Annotated in this window: 25 protein-coding genes; 10 read left to right on the top strand and 15 right to left on the bottom strand. The window is 54.1% G+C overall.

Annotation, left to right across the window (positions count from 1 at the left end):
• The first annotated feature begins 12 nt into the window (after nt 1-12).
• Entirely contained in the window at nt 13-360 is a 348-nt protein-coding gene (gene grxD, locus M8370_RS01515; protein ID WP_003832760.1) for a monothiol glutaredoxin 4, read from the top strand.
• 43 nt (nt 361-403) lie between these two features.
• Here grxD and rnt read toward each other — a convergent pair whose 3' ends face one another.
• The 5 genes from rnt to eptA all read right to left on the bottom strand — a co-directional run bounded on the left by rnt (nt 404) and on the right by eptA (nt 5076).
• Complete coding sequence (gene rnt / locus M8370_RS01510) at nt 404-1054, bottom strand: ribonuclease T (protein WP_020688309.1); 651 nt, start codon at nt 1052-1054, stop codon at nt 404-406.
• Nucleotides 1055-1150: 96 nt separating this feature from the next.
• Entirely contained in the window at nt 1151-1558 is a 408-nt protein-coding gene (gene gloA, locus M8370_RS01505) for a lactoylglutathione lyase (RefSeq protein ID WP_013096923.1), read from the bottom strand.
• A gap of 100 nt (nt 1559-1658) precedes the next feature.
• The gene (locus tag M8370_RS01500) at nt 1659-2756 is read right to left on the bottom strand and encodes an alkene reductase (RefSeq protein ID WP_139936550.1); all 1098 of its coding nucleotides are present in this window, start codon (nt 2754-2756) and stop codon (nt 1659-1661) included.
• A gap of 53 nt (nt 2757-2809) precedes the next feature.
• Nucleotides 2810-3409, bottom strand: a complete 600-nt coding sequence (locus M8370_RS01495; protein WP_028028082.1) for a TetR/AcrR family transcriptional regulator — start codon at nt 3407-3409, stop codon at nt 2810-2812.
• A 41-nt stretch (nt 3410-3450) separates the two neighbouring features.
• Nucleotides 3451-5076 (bottom strand): phosphoethanolamine transferase EptA, encoded by a 1626-nt coding sequence (gene eptA, locus M8370_RS01490; protein WP_250020395.1) that lies wholly within the window; start codon nt 5074-5076, stop codon nt 3451-3453.
• Between the two features lie 148 nt (nt 5077-5224).
• Between eptA and M8370_RS01485 the strand changes: the two genes are divergently transcribed.
• The 3 genes from M8370_RS01485 to sodC all read left to right on the top strand — a co-directional run bounded on the left by M8370_RS01485 (nt 5225) and on the right by sodC (nt 7009).
• Nucleotides 5225-5464 carry a DUF1289 domain-containing protein gene (locus M8370_RS01485; RefSeq protein ID WP_013096919.1) on the top strand — a complete coding sequence of 80 codons (240 nt, stop codon included), beginning with the start codon at nt 5225-5227 and terminating at the stop codon, nt 5462-5464.
• Between the two features lie 48 nt (nt 5465-5512).
• Nucleotides 5513-6409, top strand: a complete 897-nt coding sequence (locus M8370_RS01480; protein ID WP_013096918.1) for an aldo/keto reductase — start codon at nt 5513-5515, stop codon at nt 6407-6409.
• Between the two features lie 81 nt (nt 6410-6490).
• The gene (sodC, locus tag M8370_RS01475) at nt 6491-7009 is read left to right on the top strand and encodes a superoxide dismutase [Cu-Zn] SodC (RefSeq protein ID WP_013096917.1); all 519 of its coding nucleotides are present in this window, start codon (nt 6491-6493) and stop codon (nt 7007-7009) included.
• Here the strand turns inward: sodC and M8370_RS01470 are convergent.
• The 3 genes from M8370_RS01470 to M8370_RS01460 are packed head-to-tail and all read right to left on the bottom strand — an operon-like array spanning nt 6988 to nt 10114.
• Nucleotides 6988-9015, bottom strand: coding sequence for an FUSC family protein (locus M8370_RS01470; RefSeq protein ID WP_130626028.1), 2028 nt, complete (start codon nt 9013-9015; stop codon nt 6988-6990). The two genes, sodC and M8370_RS01470, sit on opposite strands and share 22 nt — an antisense overlap.
• The gene (locus M8370_RS01465; RefSeq protein ID WP_013096915.1) at nt 9015-9875 is read right to left on the bottom strand and encodes an efflux RND transporter periplasmic adaptor subunit; all 861 of its coding nucleotides are present in this window, start codon (nt 9873-9875) and stop codon (nt 9015-9017) included. Before M8370_RS01465 ends, M8370_RS01470 begins: the two co-directional genes overlap by 1 nt.
• A 2-nt stretch (nt 9876-9877) precedes the next feature.
• Nucleotides 9878-10114, bottom strand: coding sequence for a DUF1656 domain-containing protein (locus M8370_RS01460; RefSeq protein WP_013096914.1), 237 nt, complete (start codon nt 10112-10114; stop codon nt 9878-9880).
• A 186-nt stretch (nt 10115-10300) separates the two neighbouring features.
• Between M8370_RS01460 and slyA the strand changes: the two genes are divergently transcribed.
• Nucleotides 10301-10744, top strand: coding sequence for a transcriptional regulator SlyA (gene slyA, locus M8370_RS01455; protein ID WP_020688303.1), 444 nt, complete (start codon nt 10301-10303; stop codon nt 10742-10744).
• Nucleotides 10745-10777: 33 nt separating this feature from the next.
• Here slyA and M8370_RS01450 read toward each other — a convergent pair whose 3' ends face one another.
• Entirely contained in the window at nt 10778-12139 is a 1362-nt protein-coding gene (locus tag M8370_RS01450) for a sensor domain-containing diguanylate cyclase (RefSeq protein ID WP_040023036.1), read from the bottom strand.
• A gap of 198 nt (nt 12140-12337) precedes the next feature.
• Nucleotides 12338-12805, bottom strand: a complete 468-nt coding sequence (gene slyB / locus M8370_RS01445; RefSeq protein ID WP_013096912.1) for an outer membrane lipoprotein SlyB — start codon at nt 12803-12805, stop codon at nt 12338-12340.
• A 254-nt stretch (nt 12806-13059) separates the two neighbouring features.
• Between slyB and anmK the strand changes: the two genes are divergently transcribed.
• The 5 genes from anmK to pdxY all read left to right on the top strand — a co-directional run bounded on the left by anmK (nt 13060) and on the right by pdxY (nt 17642).
• Nucleotides 13060-14184, top strand: a complete 1125-nt coding sequence (anmK, locus tag M8370_RS01440) for an anhydro-N-acetylmuramic acid kinase (RefSeq protein WP_045902891.1) — start codon at nt 13060-13062, stop codon at nt 14182-14184.
• A 93-nt stretch (nt 14185-14277) separates the two neighbouring features.
• The gene (mliC, locus tag M8370_RS01435) at nt 14278-14601 is read left to right on the top strand and encodes a C-type lysozyme inhibitor (protein WP_045902892.1); all 324 of its coding nucleotides are present in this window, start codon (nt 14278-14280) and stop codon (nt 14599-14601) included.
• A gap of 57 nt (nt 14602-14658) precedes the next feature.
• Entirely contained in the window at nt 14659-15315 is a 657-nt protein-coding gene (gene pdxH / locus M8370_RS01430; protein ID WP_194500214.1) for a pyridoxamine 5'-phosphate oxidase, read from the top strand.
• Nucleotides 15316-15440: 125 nt separating this feature from the next.
• Nucleotides 15441-16715, top strand: a complete 1275-nt coding sequence (gene tyrS, locus M8370_RS01425) for a tyrosine--tRNA ligase (RefSeq protein ID WP_014831636.1) — start codon at nt 15441-15443, stop codon at nt 16713-16715.
• Between the two features lie 66 nt (nt 16716-16781).
• Nucleotides 16782-17642 (top strand): pyridoxal kinase PdxY, encoded by an 861-nt coding sequence (gene pdxY / locus M8370_RS01420; protein ID WP_013096907.1) that lies wholly within the window; start codon nt 16782-16784, stop codon nt 17640-17642.
• Between the two features lie 86 nt (nt 17643-17728).
• Here the strand turns inward: pdxY and gstA are convergent, their stop codons facing one another.
• From gstA to rsxG, 5 genes are all read right to left on the bottom strand, one after another.
• Nucleotides 17729-18334, bottom strand: coding sequence for a glutathione transferase GstA (gstA, locus tag M8370_RS01415; protein ID WP_020688299.1), 606 nt, complete (start codon nt 18332-18334; stop codon nt 17729-17731).
• A gap of 98 nt (nt 18335-18432) precedes the next feature.
• Nucleotides 18433-19941 (bottom strand): dipeptide/tripeptide permease DtpA, encoded by a 1509-nt coding sequence (dtpA, locus tag M8370_RS01410; protein WP_250020394.1) that lies wholly within the window; start codon nt 19939-19941, stop codon nt 18433-18435.
• A 617-nt stretch (nt 19942-20558) separates the two neighbouring features.
• Entirely contained in the window at nt 20559-21194 is a 636-nt protein-coding gene (gene nth / locus M8370_RS01405; RefSeq protein WP_020688297.1) for an endonuclease III, read from the bottom strand.
• A complete protein-coding gene (locus M8370_RS01400; RefSeq protein WP_248031508.1) occupies nt 21191-21877 on the bottom strand; it encodes an electron transport complex subunit E in 687 nt (228 codons plus the stop codon). Before M8370_RS01400 ends, nth begins: the two co-directional genes overlap by 4 nt.
• Before the next feature lie 2 nt (nt 21878-21879).
• Nucleotides 21880-22500 carry an electron transport complex subunit RsxG gene (gene rsxG / locus M8370_RS01395; protein ID WP_045902895.1) on the bottom strand — a complete coding sequence of 207 codons (621 nt, stop codon included), beginning with the start codon at nt 22498-22500 and terminating at the stop codon, nt 21880-21882.
• Nucleotides 22501-22502: the final 2 nt, after the last annotated feature.

Genomic DNA, 22502 nt, shown 5'->3' with positions numbered 1-22502 from the left:
AGGAAGCAAGACATGAGCACCACTATTGAAAAAATCCAGCGCCAGATCGCTGAAAACCCAATTCTGCTGTATATGAAAGGTTCTCCGAAGCTGCCGAGCTGTGGCTTCTCCGCGCAAGCGGTTCAGGCGCTGTCTGCCTGTGGTGAACGTTTTGCTTACGTTGATATCCTGCAGAACCCGGACATCCGCGCTGAGCTGCCAAAGTACGCGAACTGGCCGACGTTCCCGCAGCTGTGGGTCGACGGTGAACTGGTTGGCGGTTGCGATATCCTGATTGAAATGTATCAGCGCGGCGAACTGCAGCAGCTGATCAAAGAGACGGCGGCGAAGTACAAAACCGAAGAGCCGGACGCAGAGTAATTTTCTGCGCAAATAAAAAGCGACCTTAAGAGGTCGCTTTTTTTTATTCTTCGCTGTCGCCCATCGCCAGCGGCCAGCCGCCCAGACGCTTCCAGCGGTTGACTATTTCACAGAACAGCTCTGCGGTGCGCTCCGTATCATACAGCGCGGAGTGCGCCTGCGTGCCGTCAAACTCAATCCCGGCCGTAATACAGGCTTTTGACAAGACCGTTTGTCCCAGCGCCAGGCCACTCAGTGCGGCGGTGTCAAAGGTCACAAACGGGTGGAAGGGGTTACGCTTAAGAGAGGCTCGCTCGGCTGCGGCCATCGTAAAGCTGTGATCGAACGTGGCGTTATGCGCCACCATAATGGCGCGGCTGCAGTTGCTCTCTTTCATGCCTTTACGCACCATTTTGAAAATGGCGTGCAGCGCGTCATATTCGCTCACCGCACCGCGCAGCGGGTTATGCGGATCGATGCCATTAAACGCCAGCGCCTCTGGCTGCAGGTTTGCGCCTTCAAAGGGCTCAACGTGGAAATGCATCGTGGTGTCCGGTGTAAGCCAGCCCTCTTCATCCATCTTCAGCGTGATGGCGGCAATTTCAAGCAGCGCATCGGTTTTAGCGTTAAATCCGGCTGTTTCGACATCAATGACAACAGGATAAAAACCACGAAAACGGTCGCACAGACCGGTAAGTTGAGCGTTATCGGACATCAGGGTCTCTTACAAGGGGAAAAAAGCAGAGCGCATTATGGCAAATTTTGGCGTGGGATGCAGTAAAACAACGGGCGCATAGTGCGCCCTGAGGGATCAGTTGCCCAGACCGCGACCGGCGTCTTTGGCTTCAATCAGCTCGATTTTATAACCGTCTGGATCTTCAACAAACGCAATCACGGTGGTGCCGCCTTTTACCGGGCCCGCTTCACGCGTGACGTTGCCACCGTTGCTGCGAATGCGTTCACAGGCTTCTGCCGCGTTGTCCACTTCCAGCGCGATGTGGCCATACGCCGTGCCCAGCTCATAGCTGTCGACGCCCCAGTTATAGGTCAGCTCGATAACCGCTTCATCCGTTTCCGGGCCGTAACCCACGAATGCCAGCGAGTATTTGTATTCCGGGTTTTCGCTGGTGCGCAGCAGCTTCATACCCAGTACGTTAGTGTAGAAATCGATGGAACGTTGCAGATCGCCAACGCGCAGCATGGTGTGAAGTAGGCGCATAATTTCCTCATTAACCAATGGAGTAGAGTATCTTTTTGAACAGAAACGATGTTTTAGTATAGCGGCGAAAGGCCGCCGCTATCAATGCACAACGGAGAGATTACAGCGTAGGGTAGTCGGTATAGCCTTCCGCGCCGCCGCCGTAGAAGCTTTCCGGGCGCTGTGGGTTCAGCGCTGCTTTCTGCTGCAGACGGGCAACCAGGTCCGGGTTGGCAATGTAATCACGACCAAAGGCCACGGCGTCGATCAACCCTTTATTAATCAGATCTTCGGCTTTCTCAGGCGTATAGGCCCCCGCACCGATGATCACCCCGTGGAAACGCTCGCGCACTTTCTGGCGGAAAGCCTCAGAGTAAGGCTGACCACCGGCCCAGTCCGGCTCGGACATGTGCAGATACGCGATACCGCGTTTCGCCAGTTCTTCAATCAGATACAGCGCGTCCGCTTCTTCGTTCGGACCGTTGTCGACGTTCTGGAACGTACCGATTGGGGAGACGCGAATACCAATACGGTCCGGGCTCCACTCCTGACAAACGGCATCAACCACTTCCAGCACCAGACGGGCGCGGTTTTCGACGCTGCCACCGTACTGGTCGGTGCGGTGGTTGGACGACGGTGAAAGGAACTGGTGCAGGAGGTAACCGTGCGCGGAATGCAGTTCAACCAGATCAAAACCGGCTTCGCGGGCGTTAGCTACGGCCTGACGGAAATCGTTCACGATACCCGGGATCTCGTCCAGCTCAAGGGCGCGTGGCGTTGAGGTATCGACGCGGATCGCGTTACCGTTTTCATCGCGCAGGGAAGTGCGGGTATTCGCATTCAGGGCTGACGCGGAAACCGGCGCCTGACCGCCAGGCTGAATGCTGCTGTGAGAGATACGACCGGTGTGCCATAGCTGAACCGCAATGCGACCCTCTTCGGCGTGAACGCCAGCGGTGATTTTCTTCCAGGCGGCAATCTGCTCCGTGCTGTGCAGGCCTGGTGCGCCGGCATATCCCTTCGCCTGTGCGGAAATCTGCGTGGCTTCAGTGATGATGAGGCCAGAGCTGGCGCGCTGACGATAGTATTCACCCATCAGTGGGGTTGGGATATCACCCGGCTCAATGCTGCGCAGACGGGTGAGTGGGGCCATAAACACGCGGTTTGGTGCGGTGACGGCACCCACTTTCAGTGGGGTGAAAAGTTTTTCAGCTGACATAACGACTCCTGAGTAGACCAGTCGACTAGTAATTAAGTAAATAAAAACGCCTGCTACACGCCAGGCGCAGTAATGCTGCTATTAACATGTGCCAGTGCGCTTTCCAGCGGCACGGCACTGCGGGAAATTTTGGCCTGCAGATTCGCCCCTAACCAGAGCGAATATAAAACCTGCGCCTGGGTTAACGCCTCACCGGCGAAGGCCAGCGTTTTTTCACGGCGGCCGTTCTCAAGCGCCTGCGCCAGCAGGGCGATCACGCCGCTGGCACCTTTATCCATTGCCGCGCGCATATCTTCGGAGAGATCGCACACTTCTGCAGAGAGTTTTACCGTCAGGCAACCACTGATAATGCCCTGCTGACAGAACTGGTTCAGCGTTTCCTGATAGTAGTTGAGAACACGATCCCGATAGTTTCCTTCACCACTGGCGAAATGGGTGGCCAGGCGTTGATGGTAGCTGGCATAGTGCCGCTCCAGCATCGCCACGCCAAACGCCTCTTTGGAACGGAAGTAGTGATAAAACGATCCCTTTGGCACTTCAGCGGTTTTAAGTAACTCGCTTAACCCCATACCGGTAAACCCGCGATGCATGCAAAGCCGCTCGCCGGTCGCCAGTAAATGTTCGCGTGTATCGTGTTCAGTATTTCTGCTCATGGCCAAACTCTAATAGACCGTTCGGTCTATTGCAAGGGCGTTTACTGACGACATGCGTTCAGAATATCCAGTTGCTGCTGATAAACCGTTGATTTCACATCCATCATACCCAGTACGGTAGAGAACAGATTATCCTGCGAAACCGCATTTTTTGCTGCGTAGTCGCGCAGGCACTGCGCGTTGATACCAAAGTTTTTCGCGTAGTCCGGTGATAACCAGAACATAAACGGAATGTGCGTTTGTTGCTCTGGCGCCAGCATGTACGGCGTGCCGTGCAGATAAATTCCGCTTTCGCCCAGCGATTCGCCGTGGTCGGAAAGGTAAATCAGCGCGGTGTTCATATTCGCCTGACGTGCCTTCAGCGCATTGATGGTTTTGCTGACCACGCTGTCGGTATACAGAATGGTGTTGTCATAGGTATTCATCAGCGCCTGGTGATCGCAATCCTGAATCTCATTGGTGTCGCAGGTTGGGGTGAATTTGCGGAAATTATCCGGGTAACGGTGATAGTAAGCCGGGCCGTGGCTGCCCATCAGGTGGATAACCAGTACGGTGTCCTGTTTCAGGCCGTCCAGCACGTTGTCGAGACGGTAGAAGTTCACATCATCAATACAGGACTTGTCTTTGCAGAACTGATCCAGGTTCCACTGGGTCATATCAGTATGGGGTACGCGGTCGCAGGCACCTTTACAGCCGCCGTCATTGTCGCGCCACAGCAGGTTGATTCCCGCGTGTTTGAGCACATCGAGCAACCCTTCCTGGTGATGCGCCAGGTCGGCATCGTATTTGCTGCGCGTCATCCCGGAGAACATGCAGGGAACGGAAACGGCCGTTTCGGTACCGCATGACGTGGCCTGCGGGAAGTTGATGACATCCTGTTTTTTCAGTTCCGGGTTCGTTTCACGGCCGTAACCATTCAGCGAGTAGTTCGCGGCACGTGAGGCCTCACCGACAACCAGCACCAGAACTGTTTTCTTGTTCTGTCCTGCAATCAGCGTGCCTTTATGCGCATCTTCACCTATACGCACCAGCGTTTGGTCACCTTCGAACCAGCGCATTTTGCTGTATTTCATCATGGCGCTGACGTAGTTAGCAGGGGTGACCATCTTGACGATGCTCTTATTGTTGCGAAACAGCGACGCATAATCTTTATAAAACACGGCGGCGACGAGGATGATCACCAGCAGGGCGCCAAGCATGGCGGCAACGCGCATCAGCAGCGCATACCACCATTTTCCGGTCTGAATACGCGTCATCGCCAACACCACGGAAGGAACCAGTCCTGCTATGACAATCCACAGAATCATCTGCGGCGTGACCAGCGCTGTGGCTTCCTGGGAGTTGGTTTCGAACACGTTAACAATCATGTTCTGATCGATAACCGCGCCATAGGTATACATAAAGTACGTTGCCGCGGCACAGCCGACGGTTAAGACGATCAGCAGCGGCTTACGGATAAAGGGGATATTGAGCAGGCTGAAGACAATCACCCAGCCGCAGAACAGCACCAGCGGCACGGACGCGGCAAAAAGGATATCGTGAAGCCTTGCCGGGGCAGTAATAGCCCAGCTACGTTGAATAAACAGTGCGTTTATCAGCGTAAAGAAAAGCGCACAACCCAGAGTGAATTTTATATCGTTACACTGTAACTTCTTCGTTAACCACATCGAAAAGAAACCTGTCATCATATTGATGAGGCGAGTATAGAGAGGGAAGATTAGTGAAACCTTAATGCCACAAAACTGTGGTAAAGCCCTTGCACGTGGGGCGTTTAACGTCTTCACTGTAGGTGAGTGTCGGTATTCGGAGGTGAACGTGGCAGAGCAGCTGGAGTTTTTCCCCATCCAGAGCCCGTGCCGGGGGATTTGTCAGGTGGATGAGCGCGGTTATTGCCGTGGGTGTATGCGTACCCGCGACGAGCGGTTTAACTGGCAAAATTTCAGCGACACGCAAAAGCAGGAGGTGCTTCGCCTCTGCCGCCAGCGGTTTCTGCGCAAAATACGTGCAAACAAGCCCGGTGAAACCGAAGAACCCCAGCAACCTTCACTGTTTTAACACGCTTATTGCGTATACTCATGACATCACTTCCTTGAGGAAAATGTTATGGTTCAGCGTATTACCCTTGCCCCCCAGGGGCCAGAATTCTCGCGCTTTGTGATGGGTTACTGGCGCCTGATGGACTGGAATATGTCCCCCCTGCAACTGGCGAGCTTCATTGAGGAGCACCTCGATTTAGGGATCACCACCGTCGATCATGCTGACATTTATGGCGGCTATGCGTGTGAAGCGGCGTTCGGAGAAGCCCTCAAGCTGGTTCCGGCGCTGCGTGAGCGGATGGAAATTGTCACCAAATGCGGTATTGCCACGACGGCAAAACCTGAACATACCCTTGGTCATTACATTACCGATAGCGCACATATCATCAAAAGCGCCGAGCAGTCGCTGGTGAACCTGGCAACGGATCATATCGACCTGCTGCTGATCCACCGTCCTGACCCGTTAATGGATGCCGATGAGGTCGCCGAAGCCTTCCTGGCGCTGCATCAAAGCGGCAAAGTGCGTCATTTTGGCGTCTCAAACTTTACCCCGGCGCAGTTTGCGCTGCTGCAGTCTCGTCTGCCCTTTACCCTGGCCACCAACCAGGTGGAAATCTCCCCGGTGCATCAGCCATTGTTGCTGGATGGTACGCTCGATCAGCTGCAACAGCTGCGCATCCGTCCTATGGCGTGGTCCTGCCTCGGTGGCGGTCGTCTGTTCAATGACGATGAATTCCAGCCGCTGCGCAATGAGCTGGAAACCATTGCCCGTGAACTGAACGCTGAGAACATCGAACAGGTGGTTTACGCGTGGATCCTGCGTCTGCCGTCGAAACCGCTACCGATTATTGGTTCCGGTAAAATTGAACGCGTCCGTTCTGCCCTGGCGGCTGAAGAGCTGCAGATGAGCCGTCAGCAGTGGTTCCGCATCCGCAAAGCTGCGCTCGGTTACGACGTTCCGTAAACCGGTAAAAATGTGACTTTCCGGTGAAATCTTTGCCTCTGGTATACACTTAAGAGGCAAAAAATAACCAGCGGAGGTCATATGAAGCGTTTTGCTCTGGCACTGGTCACGCTGGTTGTTTGCGCAGGGGCGCAGGCAGCCAGCGATGAAGTAGAAATGAATCTCGTCACCTCGCAGGGCGTAGGTCAGTCCATCGGCACAGTGAAAATCACTGAAACCGACAAAGGACTGGAATTTGCGCCCGATCTCAAGGCCCTGCCTCCCGGCGAACATGGTTTTCATGTTCATGCTAAGGGGAGTTGTCAGCCCGCGTTAAAAGAGGGTAAACCCTCGGCAGCAGAGGCGGCAGGCGGCCACCTTGACCCACAACATTCCGGTAAGCATGAGGGCCCAAACGGAATGGGCCATCTGGGCGATCTGCCCGTGCTCGTGGTAAATAATGACGGCAAAGCCACGGATCCGGTTGTTGCGCCACGCCTCAAAAAGCTGGATGAGGTCAAAGGCAAGGCGCTAATGATCCACGTCGGCGGCGACAATATGTCCGATCAGCCGAAACCGCTTGGCGGTGGTGGGGCACGCTATGCCTGCGGGGTGATCTGATCCCCAATCGTCCCCGGCGGTGGCGCTTGTTCCAGCTGCGACAGGGAACAGTGCAGCCGCCAGATTATCGACGCTAAATCACGCGCGGCGGGCTGATGGTGGTGAGCAAGACTGTCGCAGATCCGCTGCAGTTCAGTCAGCGTCGCTTCCAGCGGGCGTTGCTGAACGCCGCGTTCACTCATCACATCGCGTAGCAGAGAGATGCACACGTCGCGCACCTGCGACAGCGGATCGGACCGCGTCTCCCATGCGCGAAGTTGCCAGACCACATGGGAACAGTTCAGCAAGACCACTCCCCAACGCAGCAGCCAGCGGCGGGAAAGCGAGTCCTGGCTGTTATTGAGCTGGCTGACATGGTGGTACACCAGCGATTCATACTCACTTTCACGCAGATGCGGTTTACGGCTGAGCTGATCGACAAACCCCCGACGAAGCTCGCGGATATGGCGTCGGCTTTTACGCGCGTCTGAGCCGGGGCGTAATACGGCAAAAGCCAGCCACGCCAGACCCACGCCCAGGATTTTTGCCAGATTATCATTGAGAAAATCGGCGTAATCATAAACCGGCGGGTTTGTGACTGAGATAAACGAGCCCATAAAGACAATCAACTGACCCCAGAGCCCCGCAAGTTTGGGCATTTGCAGCTTCAGAAGCTGCATCGTGGTTAATAGCGGAAACAGAAACAGCAGGAACTGCCACAGGTCGCTTATCTGCACCATCAGGCCGAACTTGACCACAAAGCTGAACAGCGATAACAACACCAGCGTGCGCAGCAGCAGCGTAAGCGAGTTGAACGGCGAGGCGGCGACGGAGTAGAGCACGCAACTGATGGCGGCCAGCGTGAGCGCGGCGGAGCCAGATTCCCACTGCGTGGTGATGCTCCATGCCCCCACCAGCGTCAGGGCGCAAAAGGTTCGAAAACCGCTCCACAGCGCTTCCAGATAGTCAGTGTGCCGCGCCAGCGCCGGGCTACTGGGAACGGCGAATTCCGTTATCGGCGTGGCATTTTCAACGGCCTTGATCCAGCGACTGCTGCGCAGATACAGGCGGCAAAAGTAGTTCAGACGCTGCCAGAAGGCGCGGTGGCGATAATCGTACTCATCTTTCGGCGCAAGCGGGGCGATAATGCGGGCCACCGTGTAGATGTCGGCATCCGGGCGGGCAAGGGCTGCGAGCAGCGTTTCAATGATGGCGCGGGTGTTTTCCGGTGGCGTTGACCAGTTGAGTAACATCCGGCGCAGGCTGGAGATCGCACTGGTCATCCGTAGCTGCTGGTGAAGCAGGTAGTTCAGCAGGGTATTCTGGCGGCGAAAACGATAGTGGCTCCAGAAGGCCTGAATGCGTAACAGATTCATGGTCAGGATCTGACCAATCACCTTTTCATGCGCCAGGCGAATCTCATCGTTTGTATCCGGCTGCCAGAGCAGGCTCGCATGTTCCAGCAAGCGGGTATGCATGGTCTTCAGCGCCGTGATAAGCGCGGTGCCGTCGGAGGTGCTGGGCAGGATCATCATCATAAACCCGCCGCTCAGAATACCGACAATAACTTCACAGACGCGCGCCTGGGCGATATCCCATAACTCGGTGGTATCAAGAACGTTAACTACCGGAAAGGCAATAATCGCGGCGGTATAGCCCGCCAGCTGGAAGGCGTAGGCGACGTTATTAGTAAAGTGGGCGCAGGCCCAGGTACAGCATCCCAGCCATGCCGCCATGCTCAGTAAAAAAAGCCACGGATCGTTCAGGGTATGGCCTGCAATGATCAGCGCCGCAGTGGCACCGAGCAGGCTGCCCGCGATGCGCCCAAGGCTTTTACTGATCACTCCGCCAACGGTCGGGAAGCTCACGACCGCCGCGGAGGTCATGGCCCAGTAAGGCTCGTCAAGGTTCAGATAGTAGGCGACGGTCAGCGCAAGGCACATGGCAATGCCATTGCGCAGGGCGTAGCGCCACTGAGGGCGCGTTGCTTTCATCCACGGCAGATTTCGCCAGGAGAAGGCATTCATCAGGGTGTTCCGATCGAGACAGTACAGGTTGTGCCGGAGACCAGCGTTAACCCCTGCGGTAAGCGGTCAAATTCAACCCGAACCGGCACGCGCTGGGCCAGGCGCACCCAGGGGACATTAGGTTTGATGTCGGGAACCAGGCCAGAATCGGTTTCAACGCTCTGATCGTAAATGGCACGGCCAATGCTGGAAACGTGACCCTGTAACCTTTGCGAGCCGCTATAAAGCGTTATTGTGGCAGGGGCACCTTCCCGAATATGGCGAAGTTTGGTCTCTTCAAAATAGCCCACGACGTAAAACGAGTGGCTGTCGACCAGCGCGAAAATCGGTTGGCCGGTGGTGGCATAATTACCCACGCGGGCAGAGAGGTTCGTCACCCAGCCATCGACAGGGGCCTGTACCACGGTTTGCGTCAGTTCCCATTGCGCCTGTTTGAGCGTTGCCTCTGCCACATTGACGTTGGCCTGCATCGCCTTGACGTTGATGTTGGCGGTATCCAGGTCTTCGGCAGAGATATAGTTTTGTGATAAATGCCGACGACGCGTGGCTTCGTTGTTTGCTTTCGCCAGCTCTGTCTGGGCCTTAGCCAGCTGCGCCTGGGCGTTAAGGATCGCAATATGGTACGGGGTATCGTCAATGCGGAATAAAACATCTCCCTTTTTAACAAACTGGTTATCCTTAACCAGAAGCGCCGTGATACTGCCAGATACCTGCGGGGTGATACTCACCTGCTCAGCGCGAATTTTACCGTCGCGTGTCCAGGGTGACTGCATATAAAAATTCCACAGCCACCAGCCGGCAACCAGGGCCAGAGCCAGGACAAAGAGGGTGGAAAAGTACTTCAGCGTTTTCAGGGGCATAATCACCACACAATCAGCACAGCAAGGCCAAGAGACACGGAGAGAGCGAACAGGGAGAGATCCATCAGCATGGGGTGCCAGATCTCGCCAGAATACATCCAGTCGCGGAGCAGACGATGCGCGACAAGCCAGATCACAAAGCCCACCAGAACGGCTTTAAACAGGGGAGGAAAGTAGACTGATGCACCGAAGATCAGGTCCTGAAGGGGCAGCCCCTCTGAGCGATGAAAAAACGTCACGAGCAGAGATCCTTTGCAGTGAACAGAATGCCGGGATGGCTTGTCTTAATGAGATGGAACATCACTTTTCAGTGTAAGTCATACTTTTAAATTTGATGAATGTCGTAATGCATTTGTTTTGGCAATACAAATGCTGCACACTATTCTAAAATCAGTATAATAACTTAGCAAGCTAATTATAAGGAGATGAAATTGGAATCGCCATTAGGTTCTGATCTGGCAAGGTTGGTACGCGTCTGGCGTGCTCTGATTGACCATCGCCTGAAACCTCTGGAATTGACACAGACGCATTGGGTCACGCTGCACAACATTCATCAGCTGCCGCCCGACCAGTCACAAATTCAACTGGCAAAGGCGATTGGTATTGAGCAGCCGTCGCTGGTGCGTACGCTTGACCAACTGGAAGAGAAGGGGCTGATCTCCCGACAAACCTGTGCCAGCGACCGTCGCGCCAAGCGAATTAAACTCACTGAGAAAGCGGCTCCCATTATCACTGAAATGGAAGCAGTGATTACCAAAACGCGCGGTGAGATCCTGTCCGGGGTTTCCCCTGCGGAGCTTGAAATGCTCATCAGTCTGATTGGACGCCTTGAGCAGAACATTCACGACCTGCAGGCACGCGACGCCTGACCTTATCAGGCCTTGCATTCGCAAGGCCTTTTATCATCTGGAGACGATCACCCGGTTGCGACCCGTCTCTTTCGCCTCATACATCGCTTTATCAGCCTTTTCCACACACTCTTCAGCCGTCGTCTCCACGGACGTTGCCGTAAAGACGCCCATGCTGATGGTAATGGGCTCCGGAAGCTGTCCCCCGCTGCTGGTCTTATCAAAGCTGCTCAGCTTCAGGCGGATGCGTTCCGCCACCTGGTACGCGGCTGCTGAAGGGGTGTTGGTTAACATCAACACAAATTCCTCACCGCCAATACGTGCGGCAATATCCTGAGGCCGTACGGAATCCATCAGCAGATGCGCCACAAACTGCAACACTTTGTCGCCCTGCAGATGGCCGTAGCAGTCGTTGATGCGCTTGAAGCGGTCGAGATCGCTGACGATAACCGAAACCGGACGGCTGGCTTTACAGGCACCGAGTGCCTGGTTTAGCGAGTCGTAAAAATAGCTGCGATTGTAGAGGCGGGTCAGAGGATCGCGAATCGAGTTTTGATACGACTGTTGATATTTCAAATGCGAGTCGCGATAGAGTCTAAAGACATCATAAAGCAGAACAAAAATAATCAATAACGTCGCAACAGTTTCAAATAAGCGCGCTCGATACCAGGAAATATCCTCCGCGTGTCCGCCTGCTAATAGCATCGCGAGCGTCACGATATAACAGACACATAAAAAATTACCGCCCACCCAAAAAATATTGCGTACGCGGGTAATAACCATTAGCGTTGCTAATGTCACCACCCAAAGAATAATCAAGACGATATTTATTGCATGGCTCCAGAGAACCATAAATTGATGGGTTTCATTATCCACCAGGTCTAACGACATTAATGATGAGTGGCTGGAGCTAAGCCAGGCCAATAGCACCATGCCCACCATAAACAGAAATGTACCGGCAACAATGGCGATATGCGCCGCACGTGAAAGCGGATTATCCCTGACGATATACAGCAGGGCCGACGCAATCATCAGTACCGCCATTAACAGATGGCGGTACATAAAGAAGATCATCGTATCGTTATAGTCCACGACGTTGAGCTGGTAGAGATCAAGCCAGGCCGGGAAACTGGTAAGCGTACCCACCATCAGCATGGCTGAACCGGCAAAGGCAAAAGCAATAGCAATCAGGTACAACCGTCTTCTGTCACACCAGTATTTCATGGCCATAAAGCAGGCAATAAACAGATGGAATACCAGTAAAAAAATGGTGAGTGTAGGGAATAAAAGCGGTGAGAAAGAGGGAACCCATTCGACCAGTTTTAAAAATAAAATTTGTAATATTCCAATGACGACAATGCACCCTAAACAGAATGGAATATAGGGTTTTTTCACGTACCGGGAGATCGCAAGCATAAGTATGTTTCAACGAAAATAATAAATAAAAAAGTTAATTGAGATTAGCCTAATGCAAAAGAGAGGGGAATACTTTGCGCAGGAACAAGATACGGCGTGGTTAATTATTCATTGCCTGAATAAATTTTGTAAAACTATTTATTATAATGATGCTATTTGTAAAAGGATGCGGCCTGGCAGCCACATCCTTTTTATGAATTAACGCGGAGAAACGGTAACCTGGCTACCGTTGCTTGCCAGCACGACGCGCTGACCTGCAGAGAAGCGGGTGCTGCCCTGTTTCTGCACAACCATAATGGTGCTGCCGTCGTCTTTACGAATTTCCAGCTCTACGCCCTGGGTTTTATTCATCGCACCCTGAACGCCCTGGCCTGCTACGCCACCCGCAACGGCACCTGCCGCAGTCGCCAGAGAACGGCCTGTACCACCGCCTACGGTGTTGCCCAGGAAGCCACCCAGAACCGCACCGCCGATGGCACCCATGACGTTGTTCTCGTCACCACCCTGAATTTGAACAGGACGTGCGTTAACAATCGTACCGTAAGTCACGTTCTGAACCTGTTTCGCTTCAGAAGCGCTATAAACGTCGCCAGAAAGTGAACTGTCATTCACACAGCCAGCCAGAGTTAAACCAATCAGCGAAACGCCCAGTACACGTAAAATCATTTGAATCTCCTGTTCACCAAAAACGCCCAATCCGGGCATCCGTTATGGCTAAATTATATGGCATAAAGGGCCATCGTTCATATCTTTGCACTAACAATCGGAAAATTGTACTTGAATTTGACTTAACGAGAGATAAACAAAATTTCGACGCGTTACCTCACTGAGAGTGTTAAAAAATATTATCGCCTGATGGCAAAGCGGGGCTGTTTATGGTTGAGTGGTTATCCTTAGCCCACGCAACGTAAGGAAAGCGCATGAAATCGGGTCGCTATATTGGTGTGATGTCTGGCACCAGTCTGGATGGGGTAGATGTCGTTCTGGCCGCCATAGACGAAAACATGGTGGCACAACAGGCAAGTCTGACCTGGCCTATCCCTGTTTCGCTGAAAGAGGAGATCCTGAGCATCTGCCAGGGGCAACAGCTGACGCTTTCGCAGCTTGGACAGCTTGATGTCAGGCTGGGGGCGCTGTTTGCCGATGCGGTGCTGGCGCTGATGCATAAAGAGAATCTCCGGCCGCAGGATGTGGTCGCGATTGGCTGTCACGGGCAGACCGTCTGGCACGAACCCACTGGCGATGCGCCGCATACCATGCAAATTGGCGATAATAATCAGATTGTGGCAAAAACGGGCGTCACGGTCGTGGGCGATTTCCGGCGTCGCGACATCGCGCTGGGCGGGCAGGGTGCGCCGCTGGTGCCTGCCTTCCACCAGGCGTTGCTGGGGCACCCGTCAGAGCGCCGTATGGTGCTTAACATTGGCGGTATTGCCAACCTGTCGATGCTGATCCCGGGCCAGCCGGTACGGGGATATGATACCGGCCCGGGTAACATGCTGATGGATGCCTGGATCTGGCGTCAGTGCGGTAAACCGTATGATAAAGACGCGGAGTGGGCGAGCGAAGGCAAAGTCATTATCCCGCTGCTGCAGTCCATGCTCAGCGATCCCTGGTTTGCCCTGCCGGCACCAAAAAGCACGGGGCGCGAGTACTTTAACTATGGCTGGCTTGAACGTCAGCTGGCTCAGTTCCCGGCGCTGGCACCGCAGGATGTTCAGGCGACGCTGGCCGAGCTCACGGCGGTCTCCATATCAGAACAGGTACTTTTGAGCGGTGGCTGCGAACGTCTGCTGGTCTGCGGGGGGGGAAGCCGCAACCCGCTGGTGATGGCGCGCCTTGCCGGCTTGTTGCCGGGCACCGAAGTGACAACCACCGATGAAGCCGGCATCAGCGGAGACGACATGGAAGCGCTGGCCTTCGCCTGGCTTGCCTGGCGTACCGTTGCCGGGCTACCGGGGAATTTGCCCTCAGTCACCGGCGCACGCGAAGCCAGCGTTCTCGGTGCCATTTTCCCGGCCAATCCCCGCCATAATCAGAGTTAACTGAAATTCAGCGCAGCGCGTCGCCGGTAAAATAAAAGGGAACAGGAGGGCCCGTTAGCCCTCCAGGACCAGGATAGTCTTCGGAATACGCTCATGAAAAAACTTCTTCTTATTGCTGTACCTGTCTTGCTGTCAGGCTGCAGCGTCTATAACCAGCTCGTTGAGCGCATGCAGACCGACACGCTGGAATATCGCTGTGATGAAAAGCCGCTGACCGTCAAGCTTAATAACCCACGCCAGGAAGCCAGCTTTGTCTATGACAATAAATTGCTGACGCTCAAGCAGGGGATCTCCGCCTCCGGCGCGCGCTACAGCGACGGTATTTACGTCTTCTGGTCGAAAGGTGACAGCGCCACCGTCTACAAACGAGACCGCATTGTGCTGAACAATTGCCAGCTCGATAATCCGAAGCGTTGAGATTTTCACAGGGGCGGCGCACAATAGCGCCACCCAATCTCAACGTCACCTAATGCCATGTCTGATAACGACGAACTGCAGCAAATAGCGCATCTGCGCCGTGAATACACCAAAGGCGGCCTGCGTCGCCAGGATCTTCCCGCTGAACCTCTGGTGCTTTTTGAACGCTGGCTGAAACAGGCCTGTGAAGCAAAACTGGCCGACCCAACGGCCATGGTGGTTGCCACGGTGGATGAAAATGGTCAACCGTATCAACGTATCGTGCTGCTTAAGCATTATGACGAGAAAGGGCTGGTGTTTTACACCAACCTGGACAGCCGCAAAGCACACCATTTAGAGAACAATCCCCGAATCAGTCTCCTGTTCCCCTGGCATATGCTGGAACGCCAGGTCATGGTCACAGGCAAAGCGGAGCGCCTTTCCACACTGGAAGTGGTGAAGTACTTCCACAGCCGCCCGCGTGACAGCCAGATTGGCGCCTGGGTCTCAAAACAGTCCAGCCGAATTTCTGCCCGCGGCGTGCTGGAAAGCAAATTCCTTGAACTGAAGCAGAAATTCCAGCAGGGCGAAATTCCACTGCCCAGCTTCTGGGGCGGTTTCCGCATCCCGATCGAGCAGATTGAGTTCTGGCAGGGGGGCGAACATCGCCTGCACGACCGCTTTTTATACCAGCGCGACAACGGCGGCTGGAAAATCGACAGGCTTGCACCGTAATCCCCGAAATTTGTTGATTTAAGCGCTAGCGCACGCCGCGCTTGCGCTTTATTCTATGGTCCTTTCGCATCAGGCGAAAAGTCGTGTACCGGCAAAGGTGCAGTCGTTTATACATGGAGAATTTGATGGCAAGCAGTAACTTGATTAAACAATTGCAAGAGCGGGGCCTTGTGGCCCAGGTGACGGACGAGGAAGCGTTAGCAGAGCGACTGGCGCAAGGCCCGATCGCGCTCTATTGCGGCTTTGATCCCACCGCTGACAGCTTGCATTTGGGGCATCTTGTTCCATTGTTATGCCTGAAACGCTTCCAGATGGCAGGCCATAAGCCTGTGGCCCTGGTGGGCGGCGCGACCGGTCTGATCGGCGACCCAAGCTTTAAAGCCGCTGAGCGTAAACTGAACACCGAAGACACCGTGCAGGAGTGGGTGGATAAGATCCGCAAACAGGTTGCACCGTTCCTCGACTTCAACTGTGGTGATAACGCCGCGATTGCCGCCAATAACTACGACTGGTTTGGCAGCATGAACGTGCTGACCTTCCTGCGTGACATCGGCAAGCACTTCTCTGTTAACCAGATGATTAACAAAGAAGCGGTGAAACAGCGCCTGAACCGTGACGATCAAGGTATCTCCTTTACTGAATTCTCTTATAACCTGCTACAGGGCTACGACTTCGCCTGTCTGAACAAACTGCACGGCGTTTGCCTGCAGATTGGCGGTTCTGACCAGTGGGGTAACATTACTTCCGGTATCGATCTGACCCGTCGCCTGCATCAAAACCAGGTGTTTGGTCTGACCGTTCCGCTGATCACCAAAGCCGACGGGACTAAATTCGGTAAAACCGAAGGCGGTGCGGTATGGCTCGATCCGAAGAAAACCAGCCCGTACAAATTCTATCAATTCTGGATCAACACCGCGGACGCCGATGTTTACCGCTTCCTGAAGTTCTTCACCTTCATGGACATTGAAACCATCAACGCCCTGGAAGAAGAAGATAAAAACAGCGGTAAAGCACCACGCGCGCAGTATGTGCTGGCGGATGAAGTGACCAAACTGGTTCACGGTGAAGAAGGTCTGGCTGCGGCGAAACGCATTACCGCAAGCCTGTTCAACGGTACGCTGAGCGATTTGAGCGAAGCTGACTTCGAGCAGCTGGCGCAGGATGGCGTACCGATGGTTGAGATGGAGAAAGGGGCTGACCTGATGCAGGCGCTGGTGGACTCTGAGCTGCAGCCGTCTCGCGGGCAGGCGCGTAAAACCATTGCGTCTAACGCCATCACCATCAACGGTGAAAAACAGGCTGACCCGGAATACACCTTCGCCGATAGCGATCGCCTGTATGGCCGCTACACGCTGCTGCGTCGCGGTAAGAAAAATTACTGTCTGGTCTGCTGGAAATAAATAAAAGTCTCCAGGGGCGTGGGAAACCACGCCCTTTTTGTTTTTTCAGGGTTTGGTAAGCATAAAATGAAGAACATCCTCGCCATTCAGTCCCACGTTGTTTTTGGACATGCTGGCAATAGCGCGGCGGAATTCCCGATGCGCCGCCTCGGGGCTAACGTCTGGCCCCTCAATACCGTACAGTTCTCAAACCATACACAATACGGCAAATGGACCGGCTGCGTGATGCCGCCTTCGCATCTCACGGAGATCGTGCAGGGCATTGCCGATATCGACCAGCTCAAACGCTGTGACGCGGTTCTGAGTGGTTACCTGGGCTCCGCAGAGCAGGGGGAGCATATCCTCGGCATCGTTCGCCAGGTGAAAGCAGCCAATCCCGCAGCAAAGTACTTCTGCGACCCGGTGATGGGTCATCCGGAAAAAGGCTGCATTGTGGCGCCTGGCGTGGCTGAATTCCATGTTCGCCATGCGTTACCTGCCAGCGATATCATCGCGCCCAACCTGATTGAGCTGGAGATCCTTTGCGAGCATCCGGTTAACAGCGTAGCAGAGGCGGTAAGCGCGTCTCGTGAACTGATAGCCCAGGGGCCTGAGATTGTGCTGGTGAAACATCTCGCCCGTGCAGGGCTGAGCAGAGACCGCTTTGAGATGCTGCTGGTGACCAAAGACGAAGCCTGGCACATCAGCCGTCCGCTGGTGGATTTTGGCCTGCGTCAGCCAGTGGGCGTGGGAGATGTGACCAGCGGGCTGTTGCTGGTGAAACTGCTACAGGGTGCGACGCTGCGCGAAGCGCTTGAGCATGTGACTGCAGCGGTGTACGAAATTATGATTGCGACGAAAGAGATGCAGGAATACGAACTGCAGGTAGTGGCGGCACAGGATCGTATTGCGCAGCCGGAGCACTATTTCAGCGCAACACAGCTCTAAACTATGCCGGGTGGCGCTGCGCTTACCCGGCCTACAAATCCCGTAGGCCCGTGCAAGCGAAGCGCCGCCGGGCAATAACGACCCGGTTAATTCAATCCTTCCGCTTTCAGCGCCGCGGCCACCGCAGGGCGCTCCGCCATACGCGCCATATATGCTGCGATATGGTCTAACCCGTCCAGATTCAGCTTAACCGCACGCGCCCAGCGCAACACGGTAAAGAGATACGCATCGGCGATGGTGAAGCGTGCCCCGCAGATATACTGATCGTCCTTCAATGACTCATTGACGTACTGCAGCTTTTTCTCCAGCAGGGCGCGAACGGTCGGTTTGTACTCTTCCGGTGTATCCGGGCGGAACAGTGGCGTAAATCCTTTATGCAGTTCGGTTGCAATGTAGTTCAGCCACTCGAGCGTTTTATAGCGTGAAACCGTACTTACCGGGGCCAGCAGCTGGCGATCGGGCACGCTGTCTGCCAGGTACTGCATAATGGCGACGCCTTCTGTCAGCAGGGTACCGTCATCCAGAAGCAGGGCCGGAACTTGTCCCTTCGGGTTAATCGCAAAAAAATCGTCGCCGTTTTCCAGGCGCTTTTTCATCAGGTCAACGCCGTCCAGCGTGAAATCTTTGCCGCTCTCGCGCAGGGTAATATGGGAAGCAAGAGAGCACGCGCCCGGTTTGTAGAACAGTTTCATCGGTAACTCCTTTTTGCTGAGGTTTCAGCTATGTTAGTGCGCAAGCAAACAAAAAAAAAGCCGCTAATAAATTAGCGGCTCATCGTTTCTCAATAACGTTACGCGGTAGCGGTTTCGGTCGTTTTCGTCGCTTTGTCGTCGTCCTGAGTCATACGGTTCAGCTTCGGTGCCGTCAGCAGCATCAAAGCCGCGATAACCGCCGTTGCGATACCAATCTGCAGGAAGACGGTGCCGTATACATTCAGGGAGACCAGCGGGTCAGTCACGTTCTCAGGCACCGCCATCAGGTTTGCGATTTTACCTGCGATGATGGCTGCACCGGCAGTGGTCAGGAACCAGCTACCCATGATGAAGCCCATCAGACGCTGTGGCACCAGCTGTGCAACCATCGCCAGACCCAGACCGGAGATCATCAGTTCACCGATAGACTGCAGGGCATAGCTCAGGATCAGCCAGTTAACGGAGACGATACCGGCGTCAGTCGCAAATTTGGTACCCAGTGGCAGCACGAGGAACGCACCAGAGCACAGCACCATACCGATGGCGAACTTGTGCGGCATTGGCAGACGGTCACCCATCTTGTTATAGATAGCCGCCAGAATTGGGCTACCAATCATGATCCAGAACGGGTTCAGCGCCTGATACTGCTCCGGCTCGAACGCGATACCCAGGATGGAGTGCTCAACGTTGCGAATAGCGAAGAAGTTCAGCGAGGTAGGCATCTGGCTGTAGAGCACGAAGAAGATAATCGCTTCCAGCATCAGAATGAAGGCCACAATCATCTTGCGACGGGCCGCACCCTGCATCGCGAAGGCTTCTTTCGCGAAGATGATGACGATACCCAGTGCCACCACGCCCAGAACGGCACGTGCAACACCCTGGTTATGCAGCAACCAGGTGGCGATGGCCGCGAGGATAACAACACCCACGATGGTGGCCAGCAGTTTGCCCATGTGCACCGGTTCGAAATCAGGTTTTGAACCGTAGTCCTTAACCCAGCTACGGCAGAACAGGAAGTTCACAACGGTAATCAGCATACCAACAAAGCTCAGCGCAAACGCCACGCTCCAGCCGAATTTTGCGGCGAGCCATGGAGTTGCCAGCATGGAGAAGAATGAACCAATGTTGATGGACATGTAGTACATGGTGAATGCACCGTCCAGACGTGGGTCATCTTTGCTGTAGCAGGTAGAGAGCAGGGAAGACGGGTTCGCTTTGAATAATCCGTTACCGACGGCAATGGTTGCCATACCCATATAGACTACGGCTGCGTCATGACCAGACCAGGCAACCAGACCATAGCCGATTGCCAGAACAATGGCGCCCAGCATAATGACACGCTTCGTACCCAGAACTTTATCACCAAGCCAGCCGCCAATCGCGACCAGACCGTAAACGAGGGCACTGAATGAAGAGAACAGCGTGATGGAATCGGCTTCGGACATACCCAGCTGTTTTACCAGGTAAACCGCCATGATCCCTTGCAGGCCGTAATAACCAAAACGCTCCCATAACTCGATAGAGAAGATGAGATAGAACGCTTTTGGCTGTTTAAAAGCGTTCAAACTCACGCTTTCATCTGTTGGTTTATTGTTTGCAGTTGACACATATACCTCTTTTTTTACATCCCATATTAACGGGGGTGTTCATAGCGTGATGGTCGGAGTCCATCCGCTTTATAGTTATATTGGGAGGAGAAACGGCGGGTAATGTTCACTATCCTGACCCGTCTGGCAATACGTTTGTAATAATCTGTTACATATAACTGAGCCGCTATAATCCTCGGTTTCTGCAAATGTTATTCAGCGTTAAATTTCACACAATGGATTTTGTTGGTTTTTTTGACTGCGAAAAACCGGCGGAGAGGGTTGTGTGGCGATATGTTCTGCTATTTGCCGTTAAATGCAGTCATATAGCCCATATTCTGAAAAATGAGTGGTCTTATCTGCGGCCATTGAAGGATTACATCTTGTCTGGCAAAGGGTTTAGGTGGGATCTGACAACAAAAAATCAACATGAAGTTATCAGAGTGATCGCGATCACAAATGTATAGAAATTTTCGGTAGTGAAAAAACTATTAACCTGTTTGAGCGTTAAATGACCGAACAATTGACAGGGCATAAGAGAACATAAGCGGACAACTTGCGGCCTAAAGGAAGGTTTTTAGTTAAGCCTTCCTTTAGTAAGGTCTTGATGATGCGAAAGTAAAAAGGAATAACGCCGCTCAGGGATACACTTTTTCTTTATATTCGCAGAGATCTTCAATGATACATGAGCCGCAGCGAGGCTTTCTGGCAATGCAGGTATAACGGCCATGCAGGATAAGCCAGTGATGACAGTCGACTTTGAATTCAGCGGGAACCACTTTTAACAGTTTCTCCTCCACCTGTTCGACATTTTTACCCGGAGCGAAGTTGGTTCGGTTAGCGACACGGAAAATATGGGTATCAACCGCGATGGTCGGCCAGCCAAACGCGGTGTTAAGTACCACATTCGCCGTTTTACGTCCCACACCCGGCAACGCTTCCAGCGCCTCGCGATCTTCCGGCACTTCACCACCATGACGCTCCAGCAAAATGCGGCAGGTCTTAATGACGTTCTCCGCTTTGCTGTTAAACAGCCCGATGGTTTTGATATAAGACTTCACCCCTTCCACGCCCAACTCCAGCATGGCTTTCGGGGTATTGGCCACCGGATAGAGCAGGGCGGTGGCCTTATTCACGCTCACGTCAGTGGCCTGAGCCGAAAGCAGCACTGCGATCAGCAGCTCAAACGGCGAAGTGAAATTCAGCTCAGTCGTCGGGTGCGGGTTTGCGTCCCGAAGACGGGTGAGGATTGCAATGCGCTTTTCTTTGTTCATGAGGCTTTCCCGGGTATCCCTCCCTGCACGCTGCGCTCAGCCGCGCGGCGCTTACGTTTTTCATCAATCAGGTATTTTATCGCCAGCATCATGCCAAGGCCAATAAACGCGCCCGGTGGCAACATAGCCAGCAGGAACGGCGTGTCCGTATGAAACACCTCGATGCGTAAAACTTTAGCCCAGCTTCCCAGCAGCGCGTCTGCGCCGTCGAAGAGGGTACCGTTGCCAAGAATTTCACGCAGTGAGCCCAGAACGAACATCGCGCAGGTGGCTCCCATTCCGATGGAGAAACCATCCAGGGCCGACATCGCCGGGGTGTTCTTCACGGCAAAGGCTTCTGCACGCCCCACCACGATACAGTTGGTAACGATCAGCGGAATAAAAATCCCCAGTGACTGATACAGACCGAACGCGTAGGCATTAATCAGCATCTGAACGACGCTCACCACTGACGCGATGATCATGACGTAAATTGGAATACGGATTTCCGACGGCGTCCAGCGGCGCAGGGTGGAAATGGAGAGGTTGGTCAGGGTCAGCACCAGCGTGGTGGCAAGCCCCAGCCCCAATGCGTTGGTAGCGGTGGATGTCACCGCCAGCAGCGGGCACAATCCCAGCAGCTGTACCAGTGCGGAGTTGTTCTTCCACAACCCCTGGACAATGACCTCTTTAACCTGGCTCATGCTCACTCCTCACAGGCCGGAAGATTGTTAATCTGCGCAGGCAGCGTTTCTGCATACAACCCGGCACGTTTTACGGCATTCACGACGGCACGCGGCGTAATGGTGGCCCCGGTGAACTGGTCAAACTCGCCGCCATCTTTCTTGACGGCAAATGCCGGGTCCGCTTCGCCGTGGATCACCTTACCGGCAAAATGCAAAATCCAGTCGCTCAGGCGTGTCTCAATTTTGTCCCCAAGGCCTGGCGTTTCGTGGTGTTGAGTCACGCGGGTACCCAACACGGTACCGGAAAAATCGGTACCCACAAGTAGCTGAATGGCTCCGGAATATCCGTCTGGTGCCGTGGCCTCCATCACCACGCCCACCGCGTTATCGCCTCTACGGGCGATATAGAGACGATGCGGGCCTTTACCTAACTGCGGCGCCTGTACCACGTAACAGCTTTTCTGCAGGTCATTATCGTAGAAATCAGACGGCATCACCTGATCGAACAGCGCGCGTTGCTGCTTCGCGGCCTGTTCATCAATGGTCGTTTTGGTCAGTTCGTTCACCAGTGCCGTCATCCCGGTGAGGACAGCAGCGAAAATGGCCAGCGTGACGCCATGTTTTTGCATTGTTTTCAGCATCG

This window comes from Enterobacter cloacae complex sp. OE43NF, from assembly GCF_023544405.1.
GTDB classification, from domain to species: domain Bacteria; phylum Pseudomonadota; class Gammaproteobacteria; order Enterobacterales; family Enterobacteriaceae; genus Enterobacter; species Enterobacter cloacae.
This window is presented reverse-complemented; position numbering and strand designations above follow the sequence as displayed.

Coding starts and splice junctions, on each gene's coding strand:
- pdxH (WP_194500214.1), top strand. CDS start 14,659: ATGTCTGATAACGACGAACTGCAGCAAATAGCGCATCTGCGCCGTGAA.
- slyB (WP_013096912.1), bottom strand. CDS start 12,805: ATGATTTTACGTGTACTGGGCGTTTCGCTGATTGGTTTAACTCTGGCT.
- M8370_RS01480 (WP_013096918.1), top strand. CDS start 5,513: ATGGTTCAGCGTATTACCCTTGCCCCCCAGGGGCCAGAATTCTCGCGC.
- grxD (WP_003832760.1), top strand. CDS start 13: ATGAGCACCACTATTGAAAAAATCCAGCGCCAGATCGCTGAAAACCCA.
- gstA (WP_020688299.1), bottom strand. CDS start 18,334: ATGAAACTGTTCTACAAACCGGGCGCGTGCTCTCTTGCTTCCCATATT.
- tyrS (WP_014831636.1), top strand. CDS start 15,441: ATGGCAAGCAGTAACTTGATTAAACAATTGCAAGAGCGGGGCCTTGTG.
- M8370_RS01465 (WP_013096915.1), bottom strand. CDS start 9,875: ATGCCCCTGAAAACGCTGAAGTACTTTTCCACCCTCTTTGTCCTGGCT.
- rnt (WP_020688309.1), bottom strand. CDS start 1,054: ATGTCCGATAACGCTCAACTTACCGGTCTGTGCGACCGTTTTCGTGGT.
- slyA (WP_020688303.1), top strand. CDS start 10,301: ATGAAATTGGAATCGCCATTAGGTTCTGATCTGGCAAGGTTGGTACGC.
- M8370_RS01495 (WP_028028082.1), bottom strand. CDS start 3,409: ATGAGCAGAAATACTGAACACGATACACGCGAACATTTACTGGCGACC.
- nth (WP_020688297.1), bottom strand. CDS start 21,194: ATGAACAAAGAAAAGCGCATTGCAATCCTCACCCGTCTTCGGGACGCA.
- anmK (WP_045902891.1), top strand. CDS start 13,060: ATGAAATCGGGTCGCTATATTGGTGTGATGTCTGGCACCAGTCTGGAT.
- gloA (WP_013096923.1), bottom strand. CDS start 1,558: ATGCGCCTACTTCACACCATGCTGCGCGTTGGCGATCTGCAACGTTCC.
- M8370_RS01400 (WP_248031508.1), bottom strand. CDS start 21,877: ATGAGCCAGGTTAAAGAGGTCATTGTCCAGGGGTTGTGGAAGAACAAC.
- M8370_RS01500 (WP_139936550.1), bottom strand. CDS start 2,756: ATGTCAGCTGAAAAACTTTTCACCCCACTGAAAGTGGGTGCCGTCACC.
- eptA (WP_250020395.1), bottom strand. CDS start 5,076: ATGTGGTTAACGAAGAAGTTACAGTGTAACGATATAAAATTCACTCTG.
- sodC (WP_013096917.1), top strand. CDS start 6,491: ATGAAGCGTTTTGCTCTGGCACTGGTCACGCTGGTTGTTTGCGCAGGG.
- pdxY (WP_013096907.1), top strand. CDS start 16,782: ATGAAGAACATCCTCGCCATTCAGTCCCACGTTGTTTTTGGACATGCT.
- mliC (WP_045902892.1), top strand. CDS start 14,278: ATGAAAAAACTTCTTCTTATTGCTGTACCTGTCTTGCTGTCAGGCTGC.
- M8370_RS01450 (WP_040023036.1), bottom strand. CDS start 12,139: ATGCTTGCGATCTCCCGGTACGTGAAAAAACCCTATATTCCATTCTGT.
- rsxG (WP_045902895.1), bottom strand. CDS start 22,500: ATGCTGAAAACAATGCAAAAACATGGCGTCACGCTGGCCATTTTCGCT.
- M8370_RS01470 (WP_130626028.1), bottom strand. CDS start 9,015: ATGAATGCCTTCTCCTGGCGAAATCTGCCGTGGATGAAAGCAACGCGC.